The sequence below is a fragment of the Sphingobacterium thalpophilum genome (assembly GCF_901482695.1).
Taxonomy (GTDB): Bacteria; Bacteroidota; Bacteroidia; order Sphingobacteriales; family Sphingobacteriaceae; genus Sphingobacterium; species Sphingobacterium thalpophilum.
In genome coordinates, this window is the sequence record NZ_LR590484.1 from 479,182 (window position 1) to 498,393 (window position 19,212).

A 19,212-nucleotide genomic window follows, 5' to 3' on the forward strand; every position below is an offset into this window, starting at 1 on the left:
AACAAGGGATTTATCGAGTAAAATTCAATAAACCAATCTTTAAAATAAAACCGGGTTTAACGCTGATGTTAAACCCGGTTTTTTAATTCAAATTCCTGTACTCATTGGGCGAAATGCCCGTTTCTTTTTTAAACATCCTGCTGAAATGCTGCGGGTATTTAAAGCCAAGCTCATAGGCAATTTCGCTGACGTTCTTGCTATCATCAAACATCTTTTCTTTAGCAAGGTTCATCAATTTGAGGTGGATATAATCTTGTGCCGTTTTCCCTGTTTCTTTCTTAACAAGGTCGCCAAAATAATTGGAAGACAAGTGAAGTTCATTGGCGAAATAGCCTACTTTGGGATGCCCCTCGGTTTGTAATAGTTCTGAACGCAGGTAAGCATCAAGCAGGGTTTCAAACCTTTCCAAAATCCCCCTGTTTATGGTATCACGGGTAAGAAATTGACGGTCATAAAAACGGTCACAGTAGTTAAGGAACAATTCAATATTGCTGACAACCAACTTATGGCTATGCCTGTCCAGTCGCTGGTCTATCTCGTCCTCTATTTTAACCAGGCATTCCAAAATGGTTTTCCTTTCTTTTTTTGAAATATGCAAAGCCTCTTTGGTATCATAGGAAAAAAAGGAAAAATTACCTATTTCCTTAGCTAATGGAGTTCCTATTAAAAAGTCAGGATGAAAAAGCAGACCATAGCCTTTTGGCTGAAATTTTTCGCCATCATTTTCAAGAGCCAATACCTGTCCGGGTGCAAAGAAAACGAGTGTCCCCTCCTGATAATCGTAATACTCTTTGCCATAACGGAAATCGCCACACTTCACATCTTTCAGGAACACCGCATAAAAGCCAAAGTTCAACGGTCCGTGGTTCAGTGGCTCACATTTTGAAAAGTCAATAACACTTACCAAAGGATGCAGGGTTTCCACACCCAACAAATCATTATAATCCGATACTTTCTTCAGTTGTTTTATCTCGTCCATAACTACCTGCTAAATTTCTATCATACAAATTTATCTAATTCTATCCTACTGAATCCACACACGAACTCAAATCAGTAAAAATGGTATGAAAATCAGTGATTTCTATACAGTCCGGCTCACAGGCTACCGCTAATTTTGTACAGTTAAAAATAGATAAAATATACATCATAGAATGGGAAACACTTCCAACAATCAAGTTATTACAAATCATAAATCCAATTGGTTCCTACTGTCCCTTTTGGGCGCATTAATGGCATTCACTTCCTTATCAACGGACGTTTACCTGCCTGCATTGCCACAGATGCAGACCGACCTAAAAGGTAATGTAGAACTCACTATTACAGGTTTTCTTATCGGCTTTGCAGTTGCACAGATATTTTGGGGACCGTTCAGTGACAGGTTTGGACGAAAAATGCCACTTATCTTAGGATTGCTTCTTTTCATCATTGGTTCGGTGGGCTGTGCATTATCACAAAATATCTTCCAAATGATATTCTGTCGGGTAATACAAGCCTTTGGTGCTTGTGTAGGTCCGATGCTGGCAAGAGCAATGGTAAGGGATATGTACGGACGGACAAAAGCTGCCGAAACGCTTTCAACATTAATGCTGATTATGGCAGTTGCACCCATTATCGGTCCTCTTATCGGCGGGCAGCTCATAAAAATAAGTTCGTGGCACAGTATATTTTGGTTTCTTTCCATTATTGGCGGGCTTATCCTATTGGCTACCTATTGGCTCAAAGAAACGTTGCCGATAGCAAACAGAACCAACGCTTCCATAGCAAGTGCCTTTTCAAAATACCCTGCTCTGCTAAAGAACAGGAAGTTTATGCGATATACACTTTGTGTTACTTTCTATTATGTAGGTGCTTATGCCTTTATCGCAGGCTCACCTTTTGTTTATATCACCTATTATGGTATAGAACCACAGCACTATGGCTGGTTGTTTGCCTTTAATATTGTCGGGTTAATGCTTATCAGTTTTCTTAACCGGATTTTGGTCAAGCGTTTCAGCTTGGATGCCTTACTCCGGGTTGCAACCAAAACAGCAATGGTTGCTGCTCTGATTTTGGCAATAGATGCAAAGTGGAATATCGGAGGTATTTACGGAATTGTTATTCCCGCATTTGTCTTTTTTTCTATGAACGGCATCATTGCGGCTACTTCGACAGCCGCCGCCCTTGATGGTGTTCCCGAAATGGCTGGTGCAGCATCTGCGTTATTGGGTTCTTTGCAGTACGGCAGCGGTATCATATCTACGGTACTTTTAGCTTGGCTGTCAGACGGCACAGGCTGGACGATGGCTTGGATTATGGCCTTTTCGGCAATTGCAGCCGTGATTACAATCTCATTAAAAAAAGGTAAAAACCAAATCAGTAAAAATGGTATGAAAATCAGTGATTTTTATACAAGGAGGGAATAGGCATTTCCGAACTTTGTACTATCAAATTAGTCGTAAACGAATTAGAATGAAATATTTACAAACAATGATTGTGACAATGGTACTCATCTTGGGTGCTTCTTGCAGCAATCCTAAACAAAAAAATAATATGGAAACATCAGTCCCAAAAATCAGCGATTTCCCTGTGGGGGAAGAAAACACAGCATTTGCACAATACTTTTCAGGCAGGTCGTGGCTTGCCCCTCTAACCACCAACAAAGACCTGAACGTACCCATGAACAACGTAACGTTCGAGCCGGGTTGCCGTAATAACTGGCACAGCCATACAGGTGGACAAATTCTTATTGCCGTTGGCGGAGCAGGTTATTATCAGGAACGTGGAAAAGCGGCAGTGCGTATGGAGCCGGGCGATGTTATCGAGATTGCGCCCAACGTAGAACATTGGCACGGGGCGGCTCCCGATAGCTGGTTTTCGCATATTGCCATAACTTCCAATCCTCAAACGAACGAAAATAAGTGGCTGGAACCCGTTACCGATGAGCAGTACGCAGAAGCCGTTAAATAACAAAGGAATGAGAAAGACAGCATTAGCAATAATAGCTTTCCTATTGGTATTCACTTCGTGCCGGCAAGCGCAAAAAGAAACGAACACTAAAAATTCAGAAAAAATGAACATTACAGAAGATAAACACACTTTTCAGTTAAGTGACAATGTTAGCCGTCAAAAGGTAACATTCAAAAACCGCTATGGCATTACGCTTACAGGCGATTTATATACTCCCAAAAATACAGACAGTAAAATGTTGTCGGCACTCGCCGTGAGTGGTCCTTACGGTGCGGTAAAGGAACAGGCTTCGGGACTGTATGCCAACCAAATGGCAGAAAGAGGTTTTGCAGCACTTGCCTTTGACCCGTCCTATACAGGCGAAAGTAGCGGCCAACCCCGTAACCTTGCATCGCCCGAAATTTTCACGGAGGATTTCAGTGCTGCCGTAGATTTTCTTGGCATACAGAAAAATATTGACAGGAATAAAATTGGTATCATCGGAATTTGTGGATTTGGTGGTTTTGCCCTAAACGCTGTTGCCGTGGACAAACGAGTAAAAGCGGTAGCAACTTTGAGCATGTACGATATGTCAAGGATTACGGCTAAAGGGTATTTCGATGCTACCGCGCACGAAGAACTGACAAAAACATTGGAGAAATTGGGCGAGCAACGTTGGAAAGATGCAGAGGAAGGAACGTTTGAATACGCACCAAACGGATTGCCAAGCGAGATAAAAGGCGATGAACCTCAATTTGTAAAGGATTATTTTGATTATTATAAAACTAAAAGAGGTTTTCACGAACGTTCAATCAATTCAAACGGCTCTTGGACAGCTACCACGCCAATATCGCTGATCAATATGCCGATTTTGGCTAATCTAAAAGATATTGGTCCACGACCGATGTTACTGATTGCCGGAGAAAATGCGCACTCACGTTATTTAAGTGAAGACATTTTTAAAGAGGCAGCAGAGCCGAAAGAGCTAATGATTATTCCAGGTGCAGTACATACGGATTTGTATGACAGGTTAGATATCATTCCTTTCGATAAGCTGGTGAAATTTTTCGGAGAAAATCTGTAAAAATTATAAATAAAACCTCCGCTAATTAAAGGCGGGGGGTCAATGGATAATGACATTGTAATAAAAAGTAACCCACATGAGAACGAACAATATTATTTTCTCTTGGAGCATCAGGTTATTTATACCCTTGATGCTGTTGCTCGTTTCCTCACAATTAAATGCACAGAATAGTATGGAAGCAACGAACAAACTGGATGCCGGGCAGCAGTATATGGCAGGTATTTCTGCACTGACAGCCGTAGGAAATATAGACAGCCTGACCGTTCAGCTTAATAATGGGCTGGATGCAGGTCTGACGATTAATGAGATAAAAGAAACACTTGTTCACCTATATGCCTATGCGGGTTTTCCACGTAGCCTTAACGGGCTTACAGCGTTTATGCAAGTGGTTGAAGACAGAAAAAAAGCAGGCAAACAGGATGTTGAGGGGCGCAATGCAAGCCTTTTGCCAGCCGATACAAATATGCTTGAATTAGGAACAGAAGTTCAGACAAAATTGGTCGGGCAACCTGTTTCGGGAGGCGTAATGGCGTTTGCCCCGGCAATCGACCGCTATCTGAAAGAGCATCTTTTCGGTGCTGTATTCGCCAGCGATGTGCTGACTTACCAGCAAAGAGAATTGGTGACCGTTTCGGCTTTGGCCGCCATGACGGGTGTAGAGCCTCAACTCCAATCCCATTTTTCCATTGGGATGAATACAGGTCTTACCAAAAGCCAGTTGGAGGGCATACTTGATATTATCGAAAAGAATATCAGTAAAGCGCAGGCAGATAAAGGGCGGGCTGTGCTTTCAAAGATAACAGTTAAAAATTAACAGGAGGCAAAGGGCAATAGTATGATTATGAAAGAAAAATATACCCTTTCAAATGGGGTAGAAATTCCAAAGATTGGCTTGGGGACATGGCGTATCAGTGATAATGTAACGGCACAGGCAGTAAAAGATGCGGCAGAAATAGGATACAGACATATTGATACCGCACAGGCTTATGGTAATGAAAGAGGCGTTGGCGATGGGATAAGATCTTGTGGCGTAGCGAGGGAAGATTTATTTGTAACCACTAAAATAACGGCAGAAATAAAGTCCTACACTAAGGCAGCTACTTCTATCGACCGTTCACTCAAAGCGTTAAGGCTTGATTATATTGATATGGTGATTATACACAGTCCGCAACCCTGGTCAGAATTTGGAAAAGGCAATCGTTATTTCAAAGAAAACATCGAAGTATGGCAGGCTTTGGAAGATGCTTATAAAGACGGAAAGCTACGTGCCATAGGCGTTTCAAACTTCGAGATAGAAGACCTTGAAAACATCCTTGAAGATTGTGCCATAAAGCCAATGGTCAATCAGGTTTTGGCGCACATAGGCAATACCCCCAAAGAACTGATCGCATACTGCCAGCAAAGAAATATCCTTGTGGAAGCCTATTCGCCAATTGCACACGGTGAATTGATAAAAAAACCCGAAGTATCTAAAATAGCTGAAAAATATGGTGTTTCCGTACCGCAATTAGCAATCCGGTATTGCCTTGATCTTGGATTGCTGCCATTGCCCAAAACAGCCAACCCGAGAAATATGGAAAATAACGCAAAGGTGGATTTTACTATATCTGTGGAAGATTTGGAGATATTGAAAAGCATAGAACCAATCAACTACGGTGATGCAAAAGCATTTCCTGTTTTTAACGTAAAACGGAAATAATGCCCACCTTTTATAGGGATAACGAATACGGGATATACGCAATCGAATTAATCAATAAAAAAATATGAGCGAACAAAATAATCGTCCGAGAATTATCTGTCACATGATGACCTCGCTGGACGGAAAAATACACGGAGCTTTCATGGGCGCATCTGTAACGAGAAAAGTGGACAGCGAATACGAGCGTACCAACAATACCTATAATCCCGATGCCTGGCTTTGTGGCAGAGTTACAACGGAAGAAAATTTTACAGATTTTCGTAAACCCGACTTGCAGGAAAATGCAGCGCAAGTTCCCGATGGCGATTTTATTGCTACTGCCGATGCAGCAATGTACTACGTGTCTATTGACCGCTTGGGAAAAGTGGGCTGGACAACCAATACCCTACAATATATGGAACGCCCCGAAGCACACATCATCGAAGTATTGAGCCAGCAGGCTTCCAATGCTTACCGTGATTTGCTGCGTAGGTTAAATATCTCTTACATCATTGCGGGAAAAGAATATATCGACTGTACACTGGCTGCGCAAAAGCTGAAAACACTCTTTGGTATCAATACCTTAATGGTATCGGGTGGCGGTTATATCAACGGTTCATTTTTGAGTGAGGGGTTGATAGATGAATTGAGCCTTGTAATGGCTCCTGTAATCGATGCTTCTTCTCATACTTCCACCTTATTTGAGACAGGCGAATATTTGGATAAAATCAATCCGGTAGCGTTTACGCTTATAGATGTCGAAAAACTGGCAGAGGGAGGTTTGTGGCTGCGTTACAAAGTAAAAAAGAACTAAAAAATTATAAAATATGAAAATTGATTTCACAGGAAAAGTTGCCTTAATAACGGGTGCAGGGTCAGGAATGGGGTTGGCAACAGCCGAAGCGTTTCTTGATGCCGGGGCTTCTGTGGTGCTTTCAGGAAACAACTATGAAAGCATTAAAGAACAAGCCGATAGATTATCAGCCAAAGGAAAAACATTGGCTTTAAAATGCGATGTTTCCAATGAGCAGGAGGTTAAAGCACTTATTGAAAATACAGTTAAAGAATTTGGGCGTATTGATGCAGCTTATAATAATGCTGGGATTATGCCCCCGTTTGCAGAGATAGCAGAAGCCGATACCGAAGACTTTATCAGTGTTCACGATGTAAACCTAAAGGGAGTTTGGCTATGTGTAAAATATCAGGTGCAGCAGATGCTAAAACAAGGTAGCGGGACAATAGTAAATTGTGCTTCAATGGGAGCTATTGACGGTGTTGCAGGAAGAACCATCTATTGCTCTACCAAACACGGAGTTGTAGGGATTACCAAAAGTGCTGCTTTGGAGTATGCTTCAAAAGGCATACGGATTAATGCAGTATGTCCGGGAGTAATAGATACCCCAATGGTATCTACGATGCTTACAGGCGAAGCAGATGTATTGAATGCACTGATAAATCAAGTGCCAATCAAGCGACTTGGACGTGCCGATGAAATCGCACAGGCTGTACTTTGGCTTTCGAGCGAAGCATCCAGTTTTGTGGTGGGGCATTCCCTTGTTGTAGATGGAGGTATTACCATACAATAACATTATTAAAATTCAGAAATTTCAAGTTATGGAAACAAAACAAGTAAAAGCATACGGCTCGGAAGCAGCCACAGAACCATTAAAAGAAATGGTTATTAATCGCAGGGCGGTTCAGCCTCACGATGTAGAATTTGAAGTACTGTATTGCGGCATCTGTCATTCAGATTTGCACCAGATCAAGGACGATTTCGGACCATCGTTCAGACCAATTGTTCCCGGTCACGAAATTGTGGGCAGAGTTACCGCAATAGGCGATCACGTTAAAAACTTCAAAGTCGGCGATCTTGCCGCAGTAGGCTGTATTGTAGACGCCTGCGGTCACTGCGAATACTGCGAAACAGATTTAGAGCCATTTTGCGATGAGGGCGTAACCTATTCTTTCAACAGCCCCGATAAAATTTCAGGAGGTTACACGTATGGAGGTTTCTCTAAAACCTATGTGTGCAATGAAAAATATGTATTGCACATGCCAGAATTTAAAGATATGGCAGCCGCAGCACCTTTACTTTGTGCCGGAATAACAGTGTATTCTCCATTGAAACATTGGGGAGCAGCACCGGGCAAAAAAGTTGGGGTTTTAGGAATTGGAGGTTTAGGACATTTAGCTATCAAGATTGCAAAAGCAATGGGTGCGGAAGTAGTTGTATTTACTACCTCGCCGAGCAAAGTAGAAGATGCCAAAAGATTAGGAGCTGATGAAGCCGTATTGTCATCGGATGAAGAAGCAATGGCTAAATACAACCGTAAGTTACATTTCATAATAGATACCGTTTCTGCGAAACACGATGTAAATACTTATCTCAACTTATTGCGCCACGATGGAACAGTCGTATTGGTAGGATTGCCACCGGAACCGTTGGAAATAGGTGCATTTAACGTAGTATCAGGAAGAAGAAGTTTTGCAGGCTCCAACATTGGAGGTATTGCTGAAACACAGGAAATGTTAGACTTCTGTTTCAAGCACAACATTACCGCCGAAAGCGAAATTATCAATATTCAAGAGGTAAACACAGCTTTTGAACGGTTGGAAAAAGGTGATGTGAAATACCGTTTTGTCATTGATATGGCAAGCTTGAAAATTTAGCAGACCATTATCGTATAGCAAATTCCAGATACACCTACTGTCGAGATGTATCTGGAATTTCTTTTTAAATGACAATAAATGCAATAGGCATTAGAGAGCGAACAACGACAGTATACTTAATTCATACGAATATCTATTTATGGAAAAGGGGAAATACCCGTTAGAATGGTTAGACTTATTAGTTATGGTTTCATTAAACCCAGCAAAGACAGACGTTTCGGCCATAACCCAAGAACAGGCAGAACAGATCAAAAGCCGTTTGAGTGAAGAAACCTTGCGCTTGCAGTCGCTTATAAAAAGTCAAGTATTTTCTATCAATAAAGAAGATGAAATAGATTTACTTATAAAACAATATCATGTTTCACTGATCGCCTTGCTCGACCAGACAGTTAGGAACAAAGAGTTAACTGCTCCCGAAGCAAAACCAATGCAAGAGCTAAATAGAGCACTTCTTTCCAATCTTGATGAACTTTTCTCTTTTTTAGAAACCCGGTTTTCCAAATATATCAGTCTTGATGAACGGTTGCCCGTCACGTATTTTGACGTGACCAAACGTGAACTTAAAATTAAGATAGACAGGTTACAAAAGTGTGTATTGGATAATCCGGTAGCGAAATTGTTGGTCAATAAGATGACAAACTTTATAACCTCGCCATCGCATCCATACGATCTGACTTTTAGAGTAGTGCTGTACTTTAGGGAGCTTATAAATGGATTAGAAAAGATTGATTGGACGCAAAATGATAATGAAGAATTTTCCCAATTGGAACATCTCCTGATATACTTGAACTTCAACAGTAAGAAATTTATGAATTTGCTTACTGATCGTCTTGCGACCGAAGTTAACCGTTATGAGCAGCCCGTAGAGAAAATGGATAAGTTATTGTATTTCTACAAAGCATTTAACCAATTGCATCGCAAACCTAATATGAAACTTAATCCCAAATACCGGGATTTAGACACGGTAATCGGCAATTGGTTTTCACAAGAGATCGTTTACTTGGAAAAGAAATTGAGGTTAGTTGTATTACCCCTACAGGGGATTGCTGGATCGAGCAATGGTATAGAACAAACACTAAAACAAAAAATCCTTTGTGTTCTTTCAACCGATCAGATGGCATTGATACTTCGGGCTACAGACGATCTAAGAATTATCCAAGCCAAATCACTAAATGAGGTTTTTAAAACGATAGCCCCTCATCTATCTACCCCATATAAAGAAGATATTTCACATGGTGCGATGCGAAGCAAAGCATATAGCCCAGAGGAAAGAGACAGGCAGATTGCCATCGAAACATTGGAACGGATCATAGAGAAAATCAAAGAGTATTAGTCTAAAAATTACCTAAACCCCACTCTAATTTCAGCTTAAATAACCACGGGTACAAAAAGGGAACACCAAAAGTTGTACTTGTAGTCGCATTTGCTTCGCCATACTTTGGTTTTTATTCATAAACCTTAGTTGTATGTCAGATTATAAGTTTTGTGGTTATGGAAAGAGTATCAATAAATTGGCTGTACACATTGGAAGACACTTTGTATCCCGGAAAACTAAATGCCTGCGAAGAACACGATATTTTATATCGATTGGTCGTCGATTTAGAAAAAGAGATTAAGCAATTTCGGTCCTTTTTTATTGAACAGCTTAGCAGTTCAGAAAAGATTGCGAGAATTTACCTCATGCAATTAATCGAGGTAAGCAATAAGATATATGCCTATCTAACAAGAATGTCGGCATTGTGGAATAAAAGTCGTTTTTCACACCATATACGGAATATTTATCGACACGTACTTTTTCTATTAGGATCAATAACAGAAATGTGTGGGCGCTATGACCGAGAAATCCAATTAGGACTTCCGATAGCAAACTATTTCCTCTCCAATGTCAGGATCATGTTAAACCAAAAGTTTGAAATCGTCCGTAAACAAATCGGAAACTCCAATATAGATAAGCAATTAAGCAAGCTCTTGTTGTCCGGCCTACAATCCCATATCCGAAAAAAAGAAATGAAGAAATCCGATCTTGATTATGCCTGTCTGATATTGGACAGAATGGAAGATTCGGAAAGCTATTCAACAGCAGAAATGGAAAACCTCTTGTACCAATATGATTTTAATACCCCGGCTTTTTTCAATTACTGCATCATTAACTGTAATCGAATGCTCTTGGACACGCCAAGCCTGCACGAGCAGATGGAAATACTGATCGGATTCGAGGATAGAATAAACGGACTGCCACCAAGAACCACTTTAAGATGGATGCCCGAAGACATATCCATTAGAGAACAATTAAGGGTATTCCTAAAAGAGAAGAAAGCATATCTTCAACAACGTATGGAGTTGCGCCGATCTGAAATTGAAGATCATAAACTCACCGAAGAAAACGAACGTATGGAGGTGAGTGTACCTGTTACCCAATTGGGCGTATTCGTAAGGCTGTTTATGGAGAGAGGTATTTTGCCTAAAGAAGATGTAGGACGGACTTTTGCCTATTACGCACGTCACTACCGTACACCTAAGACACCCTTTATCTCTGCTGAAAGCCTTCAAAAGAAATCTACCAATATCGAATACTCAACAGCAAATAAAGTTAAGGGTCATTTGATCGGTATGGTCAACTGGCTGAACGAGCATCATAATACCCACCGTGATAAAGAGCCTAATCCATGAAGATACCCTATACTCTATATATCGATGATAAACGGCTAAATCTCAATGAGCAGCTCCAAAATATTCCCGATGGGTGCAGGTATCAATTACCCTTTGCTAAAGAAAAACGACTTATGAAAGTGCCGGAGTTACAATTATTCAGTCAACAGCTGGTTAACAATCCATTCTTTATTGATCTGATTGAGATTGATGTTAAAGAACACACTTACATTCCTTACGTTATCCACGATAGGCAACTGTATATGTATTTTATGTTAAAAGGTAGCCTGCTCTATACAACGGAAAAGAAAAGACCAATCGTCAGGACACAGGCTAACACACTCATGATGTCATACTATGACAAGGGGTCATATTTTGCCTACGCCAAGAAAGGGAAACATATCGCTTTGGTCGTGAGCATAGACCCGGACTGGATCACGAGCATCACCCATGATTATAAAAATATCCAATGTATCCTGCAAAGGTTCACCCATAGCAAACGTTTATATGAAACCATGTATCAACGCCGTATGGATCGACAAATACAACGTTGGCTTTATAAAATTTATAGCTACTCACGGGACAACAAAGGAGCATTGGATGGAAACTTACGCAAGTATATCAGTCTTTTACTGGAATACTACGATAAGGCATTGGAAGATCAGGACAACGATATAGCTTTTGAAATCAAAACTTTTATAGATTCTAACTATTGCGATGCGAGGTTAAACACTAAGTTTTTGGCGGATCATTTCAACATGACGGAACGCACCCTATCGAATATCTTCAAACGACGATACAACCTTAGTGTTCAACAATATTATACCGATCTACGTATGGAGAAAGCAATCACCTTAATGGATCAGGAGAACATGAACATCAAGGACGTTTATATGAAAATTGGATATACCGATGAAAGAACATTTCGCTATGCCTTAGAGGGCTACCAAAAACGCAATAAATAACCTTTTACCCGAAAATTGAAAAATATGGTAAGATTTTAGCACAAGTTTGCTCAATTTTTACCGTTTCTTTCTTTCCCACGTTTCCAGCTTTGGTGAACTTTATACCAAAGGATGATACAGCTATCCTTAGCAATCAAAAGCAATGGAAACAACGATTACATATCAAGACCAACGAAAGAGAAAACAGATCGCTTTCAATATAGTAATTGCACTATTGCTACTCCTTTGGGTGCCAGTGGTCATCGATAAGATAATAGATTTTACATCCTTTAAAGATGGCATTTTAAATCAACCTTTTTCTGATAGTTTAGGCCTTGTCCTTATTTATACCCTGCCAGCTTTGGAGCTGTTGATCGTATTTGTATTGGTGTCAGAGAAATTCCGTAGGATCGGTTTAATACTATCCGCTTTCTTAATGACGGTCTTTACAGGTTATATAGCTGTGGCTCTCCTGGGCGCATGGGAAAAACGACCCTGCGGATGTGGATCAGTCATCAAAGGTATGAACTGGACACAGCATTTTTTCTTTAATCTATTTTTCTTGGTCCTAAGTATTAGCGGACTTTATTTATGGTACAAACTACGAGGTAGTGACGTGGGAAACGGAACTGCCGAGGGCGGGTCGGCCAAAAGACAGATATAAAATATTACATAACGTCAAAATTCTAAGACAATGAAAAAGTTAAAAGTAAATTTATTAATGATTACTGCTTTGGCAATTGGGGCAGTAACGATGTCGTTTAAGATGGTAAGTACAGCTACGACTTATCATTATGCAAGCGAAAGTACAGATCCCGGAGCATTCGCTAATCCTGACAATTGGGAACCCGGAAACTCATCGGTAACTTGTGGAACAGGCAATACCAAGCCTTGTCAAATTACCGCTGAGGATGAGGCGGATTTGGAAAGCAAACTGGATGGGAAAACTAATCCAGAAGTATTGAGCATTGTTGATAGCAGACGACAGTAGGCGAAATTAATTTATCAAAATTAATTTGAGAGCATAAAGGGGCTTCCCCCTTTATGCTTTTTAAAATTTTACCTCGGATTTTGTAATATTCCACTAATTTCGATAACAGTTTCGGGAATAGCGATGGCATAGCGTAAATCATTTGGCGGTAACGTAAATGTTTGTCCATTTACCGTTCTTGTAAGGGTTAAATTGGCCCCGTCCCTGTTCAACCGCTTAATGTCTGACCAACGTAGCCCACGAAACACCAATTCCTTTCTTCTTTCATTTAAAAGAATGTTTAACGCAATATTTTTGTCTGTAAATGAGTATGGCGTAAACAGATTAACATCCCATCGTTTCGCAAGTAATTCATTCAACGCATTTGCAGCTTCGGTGAGTTTATTTAAACGAATATCACATTCTGCAATAATTAAGAGTAATTCACTGGTCGTAATGCCCGTTGTAAGTCCTGGATGCCCCATGTGCGTGCCTTTAAACCTATAATCTCCATCATCCCCCCTGCGGAAGTATATAATCTTTCTTAAATCTCCCTCGTCATAAAGATTATAAAGTGCGGGAGCTATTCTCGCTATGTCAAGATTAATCAGATTCGGTGGATACATCCTTGTTTGAAATACTATTTCTGAACTCAATTGATTTACCGCGGGAATCGGAAAATTTGCATTAGGGTCTAACTCATTAAAGTCTATCAACTTATTGCTAATTTCAAATGCTTCTTCTGCGTTTTCTAATGCCTCGGTATAGTTTCCTAAAATTAGATGGGTTCTCGCTAATAATCCGTAAGCTGCTGCTTTTGTCGGAAGTGTAGCCGCCAGACTTGAAGTTGGTAACAAAGGAATGGCATCGGTTAAGTCATTCAATATCCGGTCATAGGTTTCCTGTACAGATGACCTGATTGATGGAATATTCATGTCGGGGTCTAACCTTAACACCATTCCCAAGTCGGTACCCGCAGTCTGCTTATTGTAGACAGGTGCCCAAATTTGCACACCATCTAAATAACTGGCTGCCCTAAAAACCAATGCCTGACCTTTGATATAATCTGCTTCTTGTCCAACAAGATTGTTTTCCTCAAGTCCTTTCAGAACAGAGTTACAGATATAAATGCTACTATAACATCTTTGCCAATCATCCCCTGTAGCAGACACCGGAGTTGAAACATAGTCCGGTTGCCATGTATATAGCCGCTTGTCACTTTCGTAATATAATCCCTCATAATCTTCGTCTTTTAAAAAATAGTCATCACTGCTTGCTTCTCCCATACCAGAAGAATTACTGTTGAGCATTTCCCAATTATTTAATAAGGCTTGAAAATCCTGTAGAGTGGTAGGAATAGCTAAACTTTTATCCGATTTTTCTTCGAGAAACTTCTCGCATCCCGAAAACAAAATTGACAGCAATAATATTATCGTTATTATTTGTATATTCTTTTTCATCGTAATGTCCTTTTATAATTTTGCTTTGAGACCAAGTGAATAATTTGCGGGTGTTATAAGGCTGTTAGTACCTCTATTAAAATCAGGATCAATACCCGCTTTATTGGCTTTCCATAATACCCCAAGATTATTTGCATTGAAATATACCTGCAAACCTTTAATGCCAGCTTTCATATTAAAAGGCATTTTAAAGTCGTATGCAAGATTGATGTATTGTAGTCTGATATGGTCGCCTTTTTCTACCAAAACACTTGAACCATTGTAAAAAGAATCCCTATTGGTATTAGTGCTATATAAATTTACAGGCACATTCGTTTGCATTTCGTCTCCCGGCTGTTGCCAGCGAAATTCATAATCCGAATGGCCTATCCAATTATTAAACAGGTTTGTGTAATTAACCGAACTGCGCCTGAAATAATAACCAAATTTAAAACTGACACCCATTTGAAGACTGAAATTTTTATAGGAGAGGGCATTGATTAATGAACCAAATGTAGTAGGTATAGCCGAACCGAAATATTCTAAATCTTCAACACTTGTACCATTCCCAGTTATACTGTTATAGTTTTTGCTCACTTCATTATCAAGGTATCCTTGTGCTTCGCCTGTATTTGGATCTAATCCAGCCCATTTATAGGCATAAATTGCATATACTGGCTTTCCCTCTATACCAGATATGGGTACAGTAGAAGTGGAAATGTACTCTCTTGCCAATGTACGGTCTATCAAGTATTCGATTATTTTGTCCTGATAAGTACTAAGATTTAATATAGTACTCCATTTGAATGAACGATCTATATTTTTACTTCTAAGCTGTATATCCCAACCGTTTCCTTTCATGCTGGCGACATTTCTTAATATATAGGTAGGCACACCTGTTGTATAATCCATTGGAGCCATACCAAAAAGATTTTCGCCTTTTTTATGGTAGTACTCTATTGATCCTGACAAGCGATCATTTTTCAAACGGAAATCTAATGCAAGGTTTAGCATCTTACTTGTCTCCCATCTTAACAATGGATTGTAGTAATTATTGAAATTTGCGTATGGCGTACCCGTAAAAACAGATGTATATGGGAGAAACCTAACCGTATTGACGGCAACCATAGCAGGGTCAATATTGCCACTGAAGCCATAAGTTGCACGAAGATTGAGATATGGCAAAAAATCACCTTTGTAGAACTTTTCATTCGATAGTTTCCAAGCAATTCCTGCCGACCAGAAAGGATTCCATTGGTCATTAGTTGTCAATCCAAAAAGGTTGCTTGCATCCCTGCGGGCACTCGCTGAAAGTACATACCTTTCGTCATAAGTATATGCTGCATTAGCGAAATAGGATAAGAACCGCGTACTTGTTTCTCCGAGAGATTGACCTCTTTCGATGAAGTCCGCTCCGCCATTTACAATGTTTGGGTATGTCCTTGTAAAGTCCACGTTTGCCGTAGTTAAATTGTTAGGATCATAGCCATAGAAGCGGGTCTGATTTGATTGTGTATGGGCGGAACGTGTTTCTCCCCCGATTAATGCCGTGATATTATGTTTCCCATAAGTATTGTCAAAATTCAATTGGCCACGTATATTATTTGCATTCAGGATACTGTTGGATTTATCCATTATATCACCATAGGGTACGATATAGACCACGTCTCCGTTTACAATTTGGGAATATCGGTTGATATAATCCCTTGCCATAAAACTTTGTAGGTTTGCAAGATTGGTGGTTAGTCCCAATTGCCTTTCGTATTGATAACTTACGGTCGCATTCAACCCTTTTATGATTTGATAGTCAAGTGTTGCCGTTGCCAATATATCGGATAAATTGCCGTTTGACGTTTGGTGTTGCCAATCAGTAAGCGGATAGTAGTTCCAATCAAGCAGTTTGCCGTCACCGAGATTATTGATATACGTTTGATTATAGTTCTTTACAACAGAGAGAGCATTTCCACTGTCATCGGCCAACAGCATATAAGGTGCCGAACCGCCTTTCATAGATACATTATTATAGCCATAACGACCAGACTTGTTTTGGTTTTGGGTGTAATACAACCCCGTGGTAAGTGAAAGTTGTGTTATAGGACGATAAGTGTTTTGAAAACGGAAATTGATCCGTTGGTATGTACTTTCTAAATTGTCTTTATTATGATCGTAACCTAATGAAGAAGTCCACGAAAACTTTTCTAAACCACCTTGCGCACCTAAGAAATATTGCTGATTGACCAATGGCTTGTACATATATTGATTAAACTGATCTCTTGCATCTACTGTTCTCAATCTATCAATCTGCTGTTGCGCCTGTTCTTGTGTAATTATTCCATTCCTCGCTTTGTTCAGTAAATCCACCACTGGACTGATTACGGGACGACTTGATGAATTAATTTGACTGTTATAAAAATTGCGTGAAAACAATTCCTGCTCCATGTCAATATAATCATTAGATGACATTTGACGGATATATCCCAAATCAGGCTTTGCACTAATGGTTACGTTGGAATTAAAGTCTAAAGAAACTGGCCGATTAAAGCTTCCGGTTTTGGTGGTAATGACAATAACACCGTTAGCTGCTCTTGCTCCCCAGATACTGGAAGCCGAAGCATCTTTCAGGATGGTTATATTTTCTACTATGTTTGGATTGATATTCGTAATATCTCCATCATACGGAAAGTTATCTACAATAATCAAAGGGTCTTTTGGGCCACTTATTGTACTCAATCCTCGTACCATCATTTGGGGGCTACTTTGCCGTCCGTTATCCATCACCATACTATTAGCGATGGCGGGCAGTCTGGAAAGAATATCTGTTCCCACCTGCTGATTAAACAGTTCATTGCTTACTGTAGAAAATGACCCCGTAGACCTTTCTTTCGGAATTTTTTGATACCCAGTTGAGACTACTGCCACTTCATCCAACATAAGGACAGATGTTTGCAAATGGATATTTAAAGCGTCTTTTTGCGGAAGATTTACAGTGATGGTAGTTGGCTCATAACCTACATGATTAACGATTAAAACAGCGTTTTCTGTACTTGTACCTGTCTGTATTGTAAATTCTCCTTTACTGTTCGTGATAGTTATAATACGGGTTCCTTGTAGAGAAATGTTCGCTCCCTCGATAGGTCGATTATTATTGTCGGCGAATACTCTGCCAGTTAAGTGCGTTTGTGCATATAAGCATACTGAAACAGTAAGTAAAATAATAAGAAGTATAAAAGATTTCATTTATAAATTGAGTTAGATTGTGAAAAAATAGAAGCAACTACTTGTCTTTCAAAATGACCATATTTAGGTATCGTTTCGTAGGTTTAAGATCGAGATCATACCTGTTTAACTCTTTTCTTAAGGCCTGCAAATCGGTAATTCCCGAAATTTCAATGTCTATCTTTTTGGTATAGCCTGTTTCATCAATTATAGGCAGTTTAATGATGGTATCTGCATTGAGGATATTTAGCATGTGGCTTATTGGACGATTAATTGATATGTAATTCGTTGACGAATATTTGATTTTCGACTTTCCGCCTTTGCTCATTATTTTGTCGTTGGCAGAGGTTCTTACCAATACAAGGTAATCTTCCATACGTTTTTCGATAGTAACCATGTATTCTGAATACCTATTTAGGTCTGCCAACATATAATAATAAAGGCTGTCTGCTTTTTCTTTGGGTACAATCAGTTCATAGTTGTATAGATTAGACTTTTCATGTTCACCGCCCTTTTCTTCTATCGCATTCAGTAAGGCAGGTTCTTTAATCTCTACAATCATACGTTTTGAATTGAAGTGTTCTCCATTCTTGCGAAACAATTCATTGAGTATAGCCCTATATATATCAATTATAGAAGTATTCGTCATCTGCCTGCCATACACTTTACCATCCTCGGTTGTCTTAAAATTATTACCAGACGGCAGCCCCGGATAATACCCTTTTGAAAAAATGGAATAGCTATTTAATTGTAAGTCGTCACCAAAGTATTCCGAAAGAAATAAAGGTCTATTGCGATCAATGTCCACCTTTACGACCATGTTAGTTTTTTTATCGTTTAACATTGTTTGCACATTGACTTTATTGACTTCATCCGCCAATGTCGTATTCTGTAAAATGCCATCGGGCGAAATCCAAACAATATGTGGAACACTTATATGTGGGAAGTAAGTCGTAAGCACTTTGTCATCTATTACAGAATGAACATAGGTATGTTCTTTCCCAATCCCTGTTGTAAAGAACTTGGTTATTTTCTCTGTATCCTCAGTTGTTACAGCCAAGACCTTGATCCTGTCGCCAAATTCATTTTGTAAATCATGCAGCTTAGGAAAATTTCGGATGCAAGGCACGCACCACGTACTCCAAAAATCCAAAATGATTAATTTGCCTTTATACTCGCTTAGGGTTATGCTCTTTTTGCCCTTTGGGTGGTTGACTACCTGTAATGGTAAATCCCACAATCCATGTGGGAGCGGATCACCTATATTAAGAGGTGTAATGTTTTGTTTGTTAACAGCCCCGAACTCGGTTCGGGACTGCGATCGGGATACCCCGACACTAAACAACACGAAACATAATACTAAAAAGTGCCTGCCGGACACTACCAGTCTATGCCCTCTGATGGCAGGCCAAAATATTTTATTAGATTTGTCTTTGACTATATGAAAAAGATGGGGAAGATAGGAACATAAGCGCCCTATGTAGCTGTAAAATAGCTTCATTTGTAAATAGGTTTAAAACAGTCATAAATCTGTTAATGAATAAAAACCTAAACATTGAGGGCGCCCATCGTAGTATAGGAATAGAAAGCCGAAAACGGCTGCTGCCTTACTCTGGAGCAGAAATCAAATTTTTAAG

At 39.8% G+C, this 19,212-nt stretch carries 17 protein-coding genes; 13 read left to right on the forward strand and 4 right to left on the reverse strand.

Annotated elements, in window-relative coordinates; translation table 11 throughout:
• Window positions 1-82: 82 nt before the first annotated feature.
• Window positions 83-979: a helix-turn-helix domain-containing protein gene (locus tag FGL37_RS02020; RefSeq protein ID WP_028069973.1), complete on the reverse strand. Its 897-nt coding sequence runs from the start codon at window positions 977-979 to the stop codon at window positions 83-85.
• A 172-nt stretch (window positions 980-1,151) separates the two neighbouring features.
• Between FGL37_RS02020 and FGL37_RS02025 the strand changes: the two genes are divergently transcribed.
• From FGL37_RS02025 to FGL37_RS02085, 13 genes are all read left to right on the forward strand, one after another.
• On the forward strand, window positions 1,152-2,402 hold the full coding sequence (locus FGL37_RS02025; RefSeq protein WP_081817867.1) for a multidrug effflux MFS transporter: 1,251 nt from the start codon (window positions 1,152-1,154) through the stop codon (window positions 2,400-2,402).
• A gap of 127 nt (window positions 2,403-2,529) precedes the next feature.
• Window positions 2,530-2,946 (forward strand): cupin domain-containing protein, encoded by a 417-nt coding sequence (locus FGL37_RS02030; RefSeq protein ID WP_211253633.1) that lies wholly within the window; start codon window positions 2,530-2,532, stop codon window positions 2,944-2,946.
• Window positions 2,947-3,049: 103 nt separating this feature from the next.
• On the forward strand, window positions 3,050-4,009 hold the full coding sequence (locus tag FGL37_RS02035; RefSeq protein ID WP_232048615.1) for an alpha/beta hydrolase: 960 nt from the start codon (window positions 3,050-3,052) through the stop codon (window positions 4,007-4,009).
• 76 nt (window positions 4,010-4,085) lie between these two features.
• Window positions 4,086-4,823, forward strand: a complete 738-nt coding sequence (locus tag FGL37_RS02040; protein WP_197734446.1) for a carboxymuconolactone decarboxylase family protein — start codon at window positions 4,086-4,088, stop codon at window positions 4,821-4,823.
• Between the two features lie 27 nt (window positions 4,824-4,850).
• Entirely contained in the window at window positions 4,851-5,708 is an 858-nt protein-coding gene (locus tag FGL37_RS02045; protein WP_197734447.1) for an aldo/keto reductase, read from the forward strand.
• Between the two features lie 64 nt (window positions 5,709-5,772).
• On the forward strand, window positions 5,773-6,501 hold the full coding sequence (locus FGL37_RS02050) for a dihydrofolate reductase family protein (RefSeq protein ID WP_081817866.1): 729 nt from the start codon (window positions 5,773-5,775) through the stop codon (window positions 6,499-6,501).
• A 13-nt stretch (window positions 6,502-6,514) separates the two neighbouring features.
• Window positions 6,515-7,273 carry an SDR family NAD(P)-dependent oxidoreductase gene (locus tag FGL37_RS02055; RefSeq protein WP_028069967.1) on the forward strand — a complete coding sequence of 253 codons (759 nt, stop codon included), beginning with the start codon at window positions 6,515-6,517 and terminating at the stop codon, window positions 7,271-7,273.
• 28 nt (window positions 7,274-7,301) lie between these two features.
• Window positions 7,302-8,357: an NAD(P)-dependent alcohol dehydrogenase gene (locus tag FGL37_RS02060; RefSeq protein WP_028069966.1), complete on the forward strand. Its 1,056-nt coding sequence runs from the start codon at window positions 7,302-7,304 to the stop codon at window positions 8,355-8,357.
• A 139-nt stretch (window positions 8,358-8,496) separates the two neighbouring features.
• Window positions 8,497-9,690, forward strand: a complete 1,194-nt coding sequence (locus tag FGL37_RS02065) for a hypothetical protein (protein WP_028069965.1) — start codon at window positions 8,497-8,499, stop codon at window positions 9,688-9,690.
• A gap of 158 nt (window positions 9,691-9,848) precedes the next feature.
• Window positions 9,849-11,027, forward strand: coding sequence for a hypothetical protein (locus tag FGL37_RS02070; RefSeq protein ID WP_028069964.1), 1,179 nt, complete (start codon window positions 9,849-9,851; stop codon window positions 11,025-11,027).
• The gene (locus tag FGL37_RS02075; RefSeq protein WP_028069963.1) at window positions 11,024-11,971 is read left to right on the forward strand and encodes a helix-turn-helix domain-containing protein; all 948 of its coding nucleotides are present in this window, start codon (window positions 11,024-11,026) and stop codon (window positions 11,969-11,971) included. The genes FGL37_RS02070 and FGL37_RS02075 overlap by 4 nt, the downstream gene beginning before the upstream one ends.
• A gap of 142 nt (window positions 11,972-12,113) precedes the next feature.
• Window positions 12,114-12,614, forward strand: coding sequence for a MauE/DoxX family redox-associated membrane protein (locus tag FGL37_RS02080; protein WP_232048616.1), 501 nt, complete (start codon window positions 12,114-12,116; stop codon window positions 12,612-12,614).
• Window positions 12,615-12,644: 30 nt separating this feature from the next.
• Window positions 12,645-12,941, forward strand: coding sequence for a hypothetical protein (locus FGL37_RS02085; protein ID WP_028069962.1), 297 nt, complete (start codon window positions 12,645-12,647; stop codon window positions 12,939-12,941).
• Between the two features lie 68 nt (window positions 12,942-13,009).
• On the opposite strand, the gene FGL37_RS02090 is transcribed toward FGL37_RS02085, so the two are convergent.
• Genes FGL37_RS02090 through FGL37_RS02100 form a run of 3 tightly spaced genes read right to left on the reverse strand, consistent with a single transcriptional unit; the run spans window position 13,010 to window position 18,923 of the window.
• Window positions 13,010-14,380: a RagB/SusD family nutrient uptake outer membrane protein gene (locus tag FGL37_RS02090; RefSeq protein ID WP_028069961.1), complete on the reverse strand. Its 1,371-nt coding sequence runs from the start codon at window positions 14,378-14,380 to the stop codon at window positions 13,010-13,012.
• Between the two features lie 12 nt (window positions 14,381-14,392).
• The gene (locus tag FGL37_RS02095) at window positions 14,393-17,596 is read right to left on the reverse strand and encodes a SusC/RagA family TonB-linked outer membrane protein (RefSeq protein ID WP_051606884.1); all 3,204 of its coding nucleotides are present in this window, start codon (window positions 17,594-17,596) and stop codon (window positions 14,393-14,395) included.
• Window positions 17,597-17,633: 37 nt separating this feature from the next.
• Entirely contained in the window at window positions 17,634-18,923 is a 1,290-nt protein-coding gene (locus tag FGL37_RS02100) for a TlpA family protein disulfide reductase (RefSeq protein WP_160169488.1), read from the reverse strand.
• Window positions 18,924-19,212 lie beyond the last annotated feature (289 nt).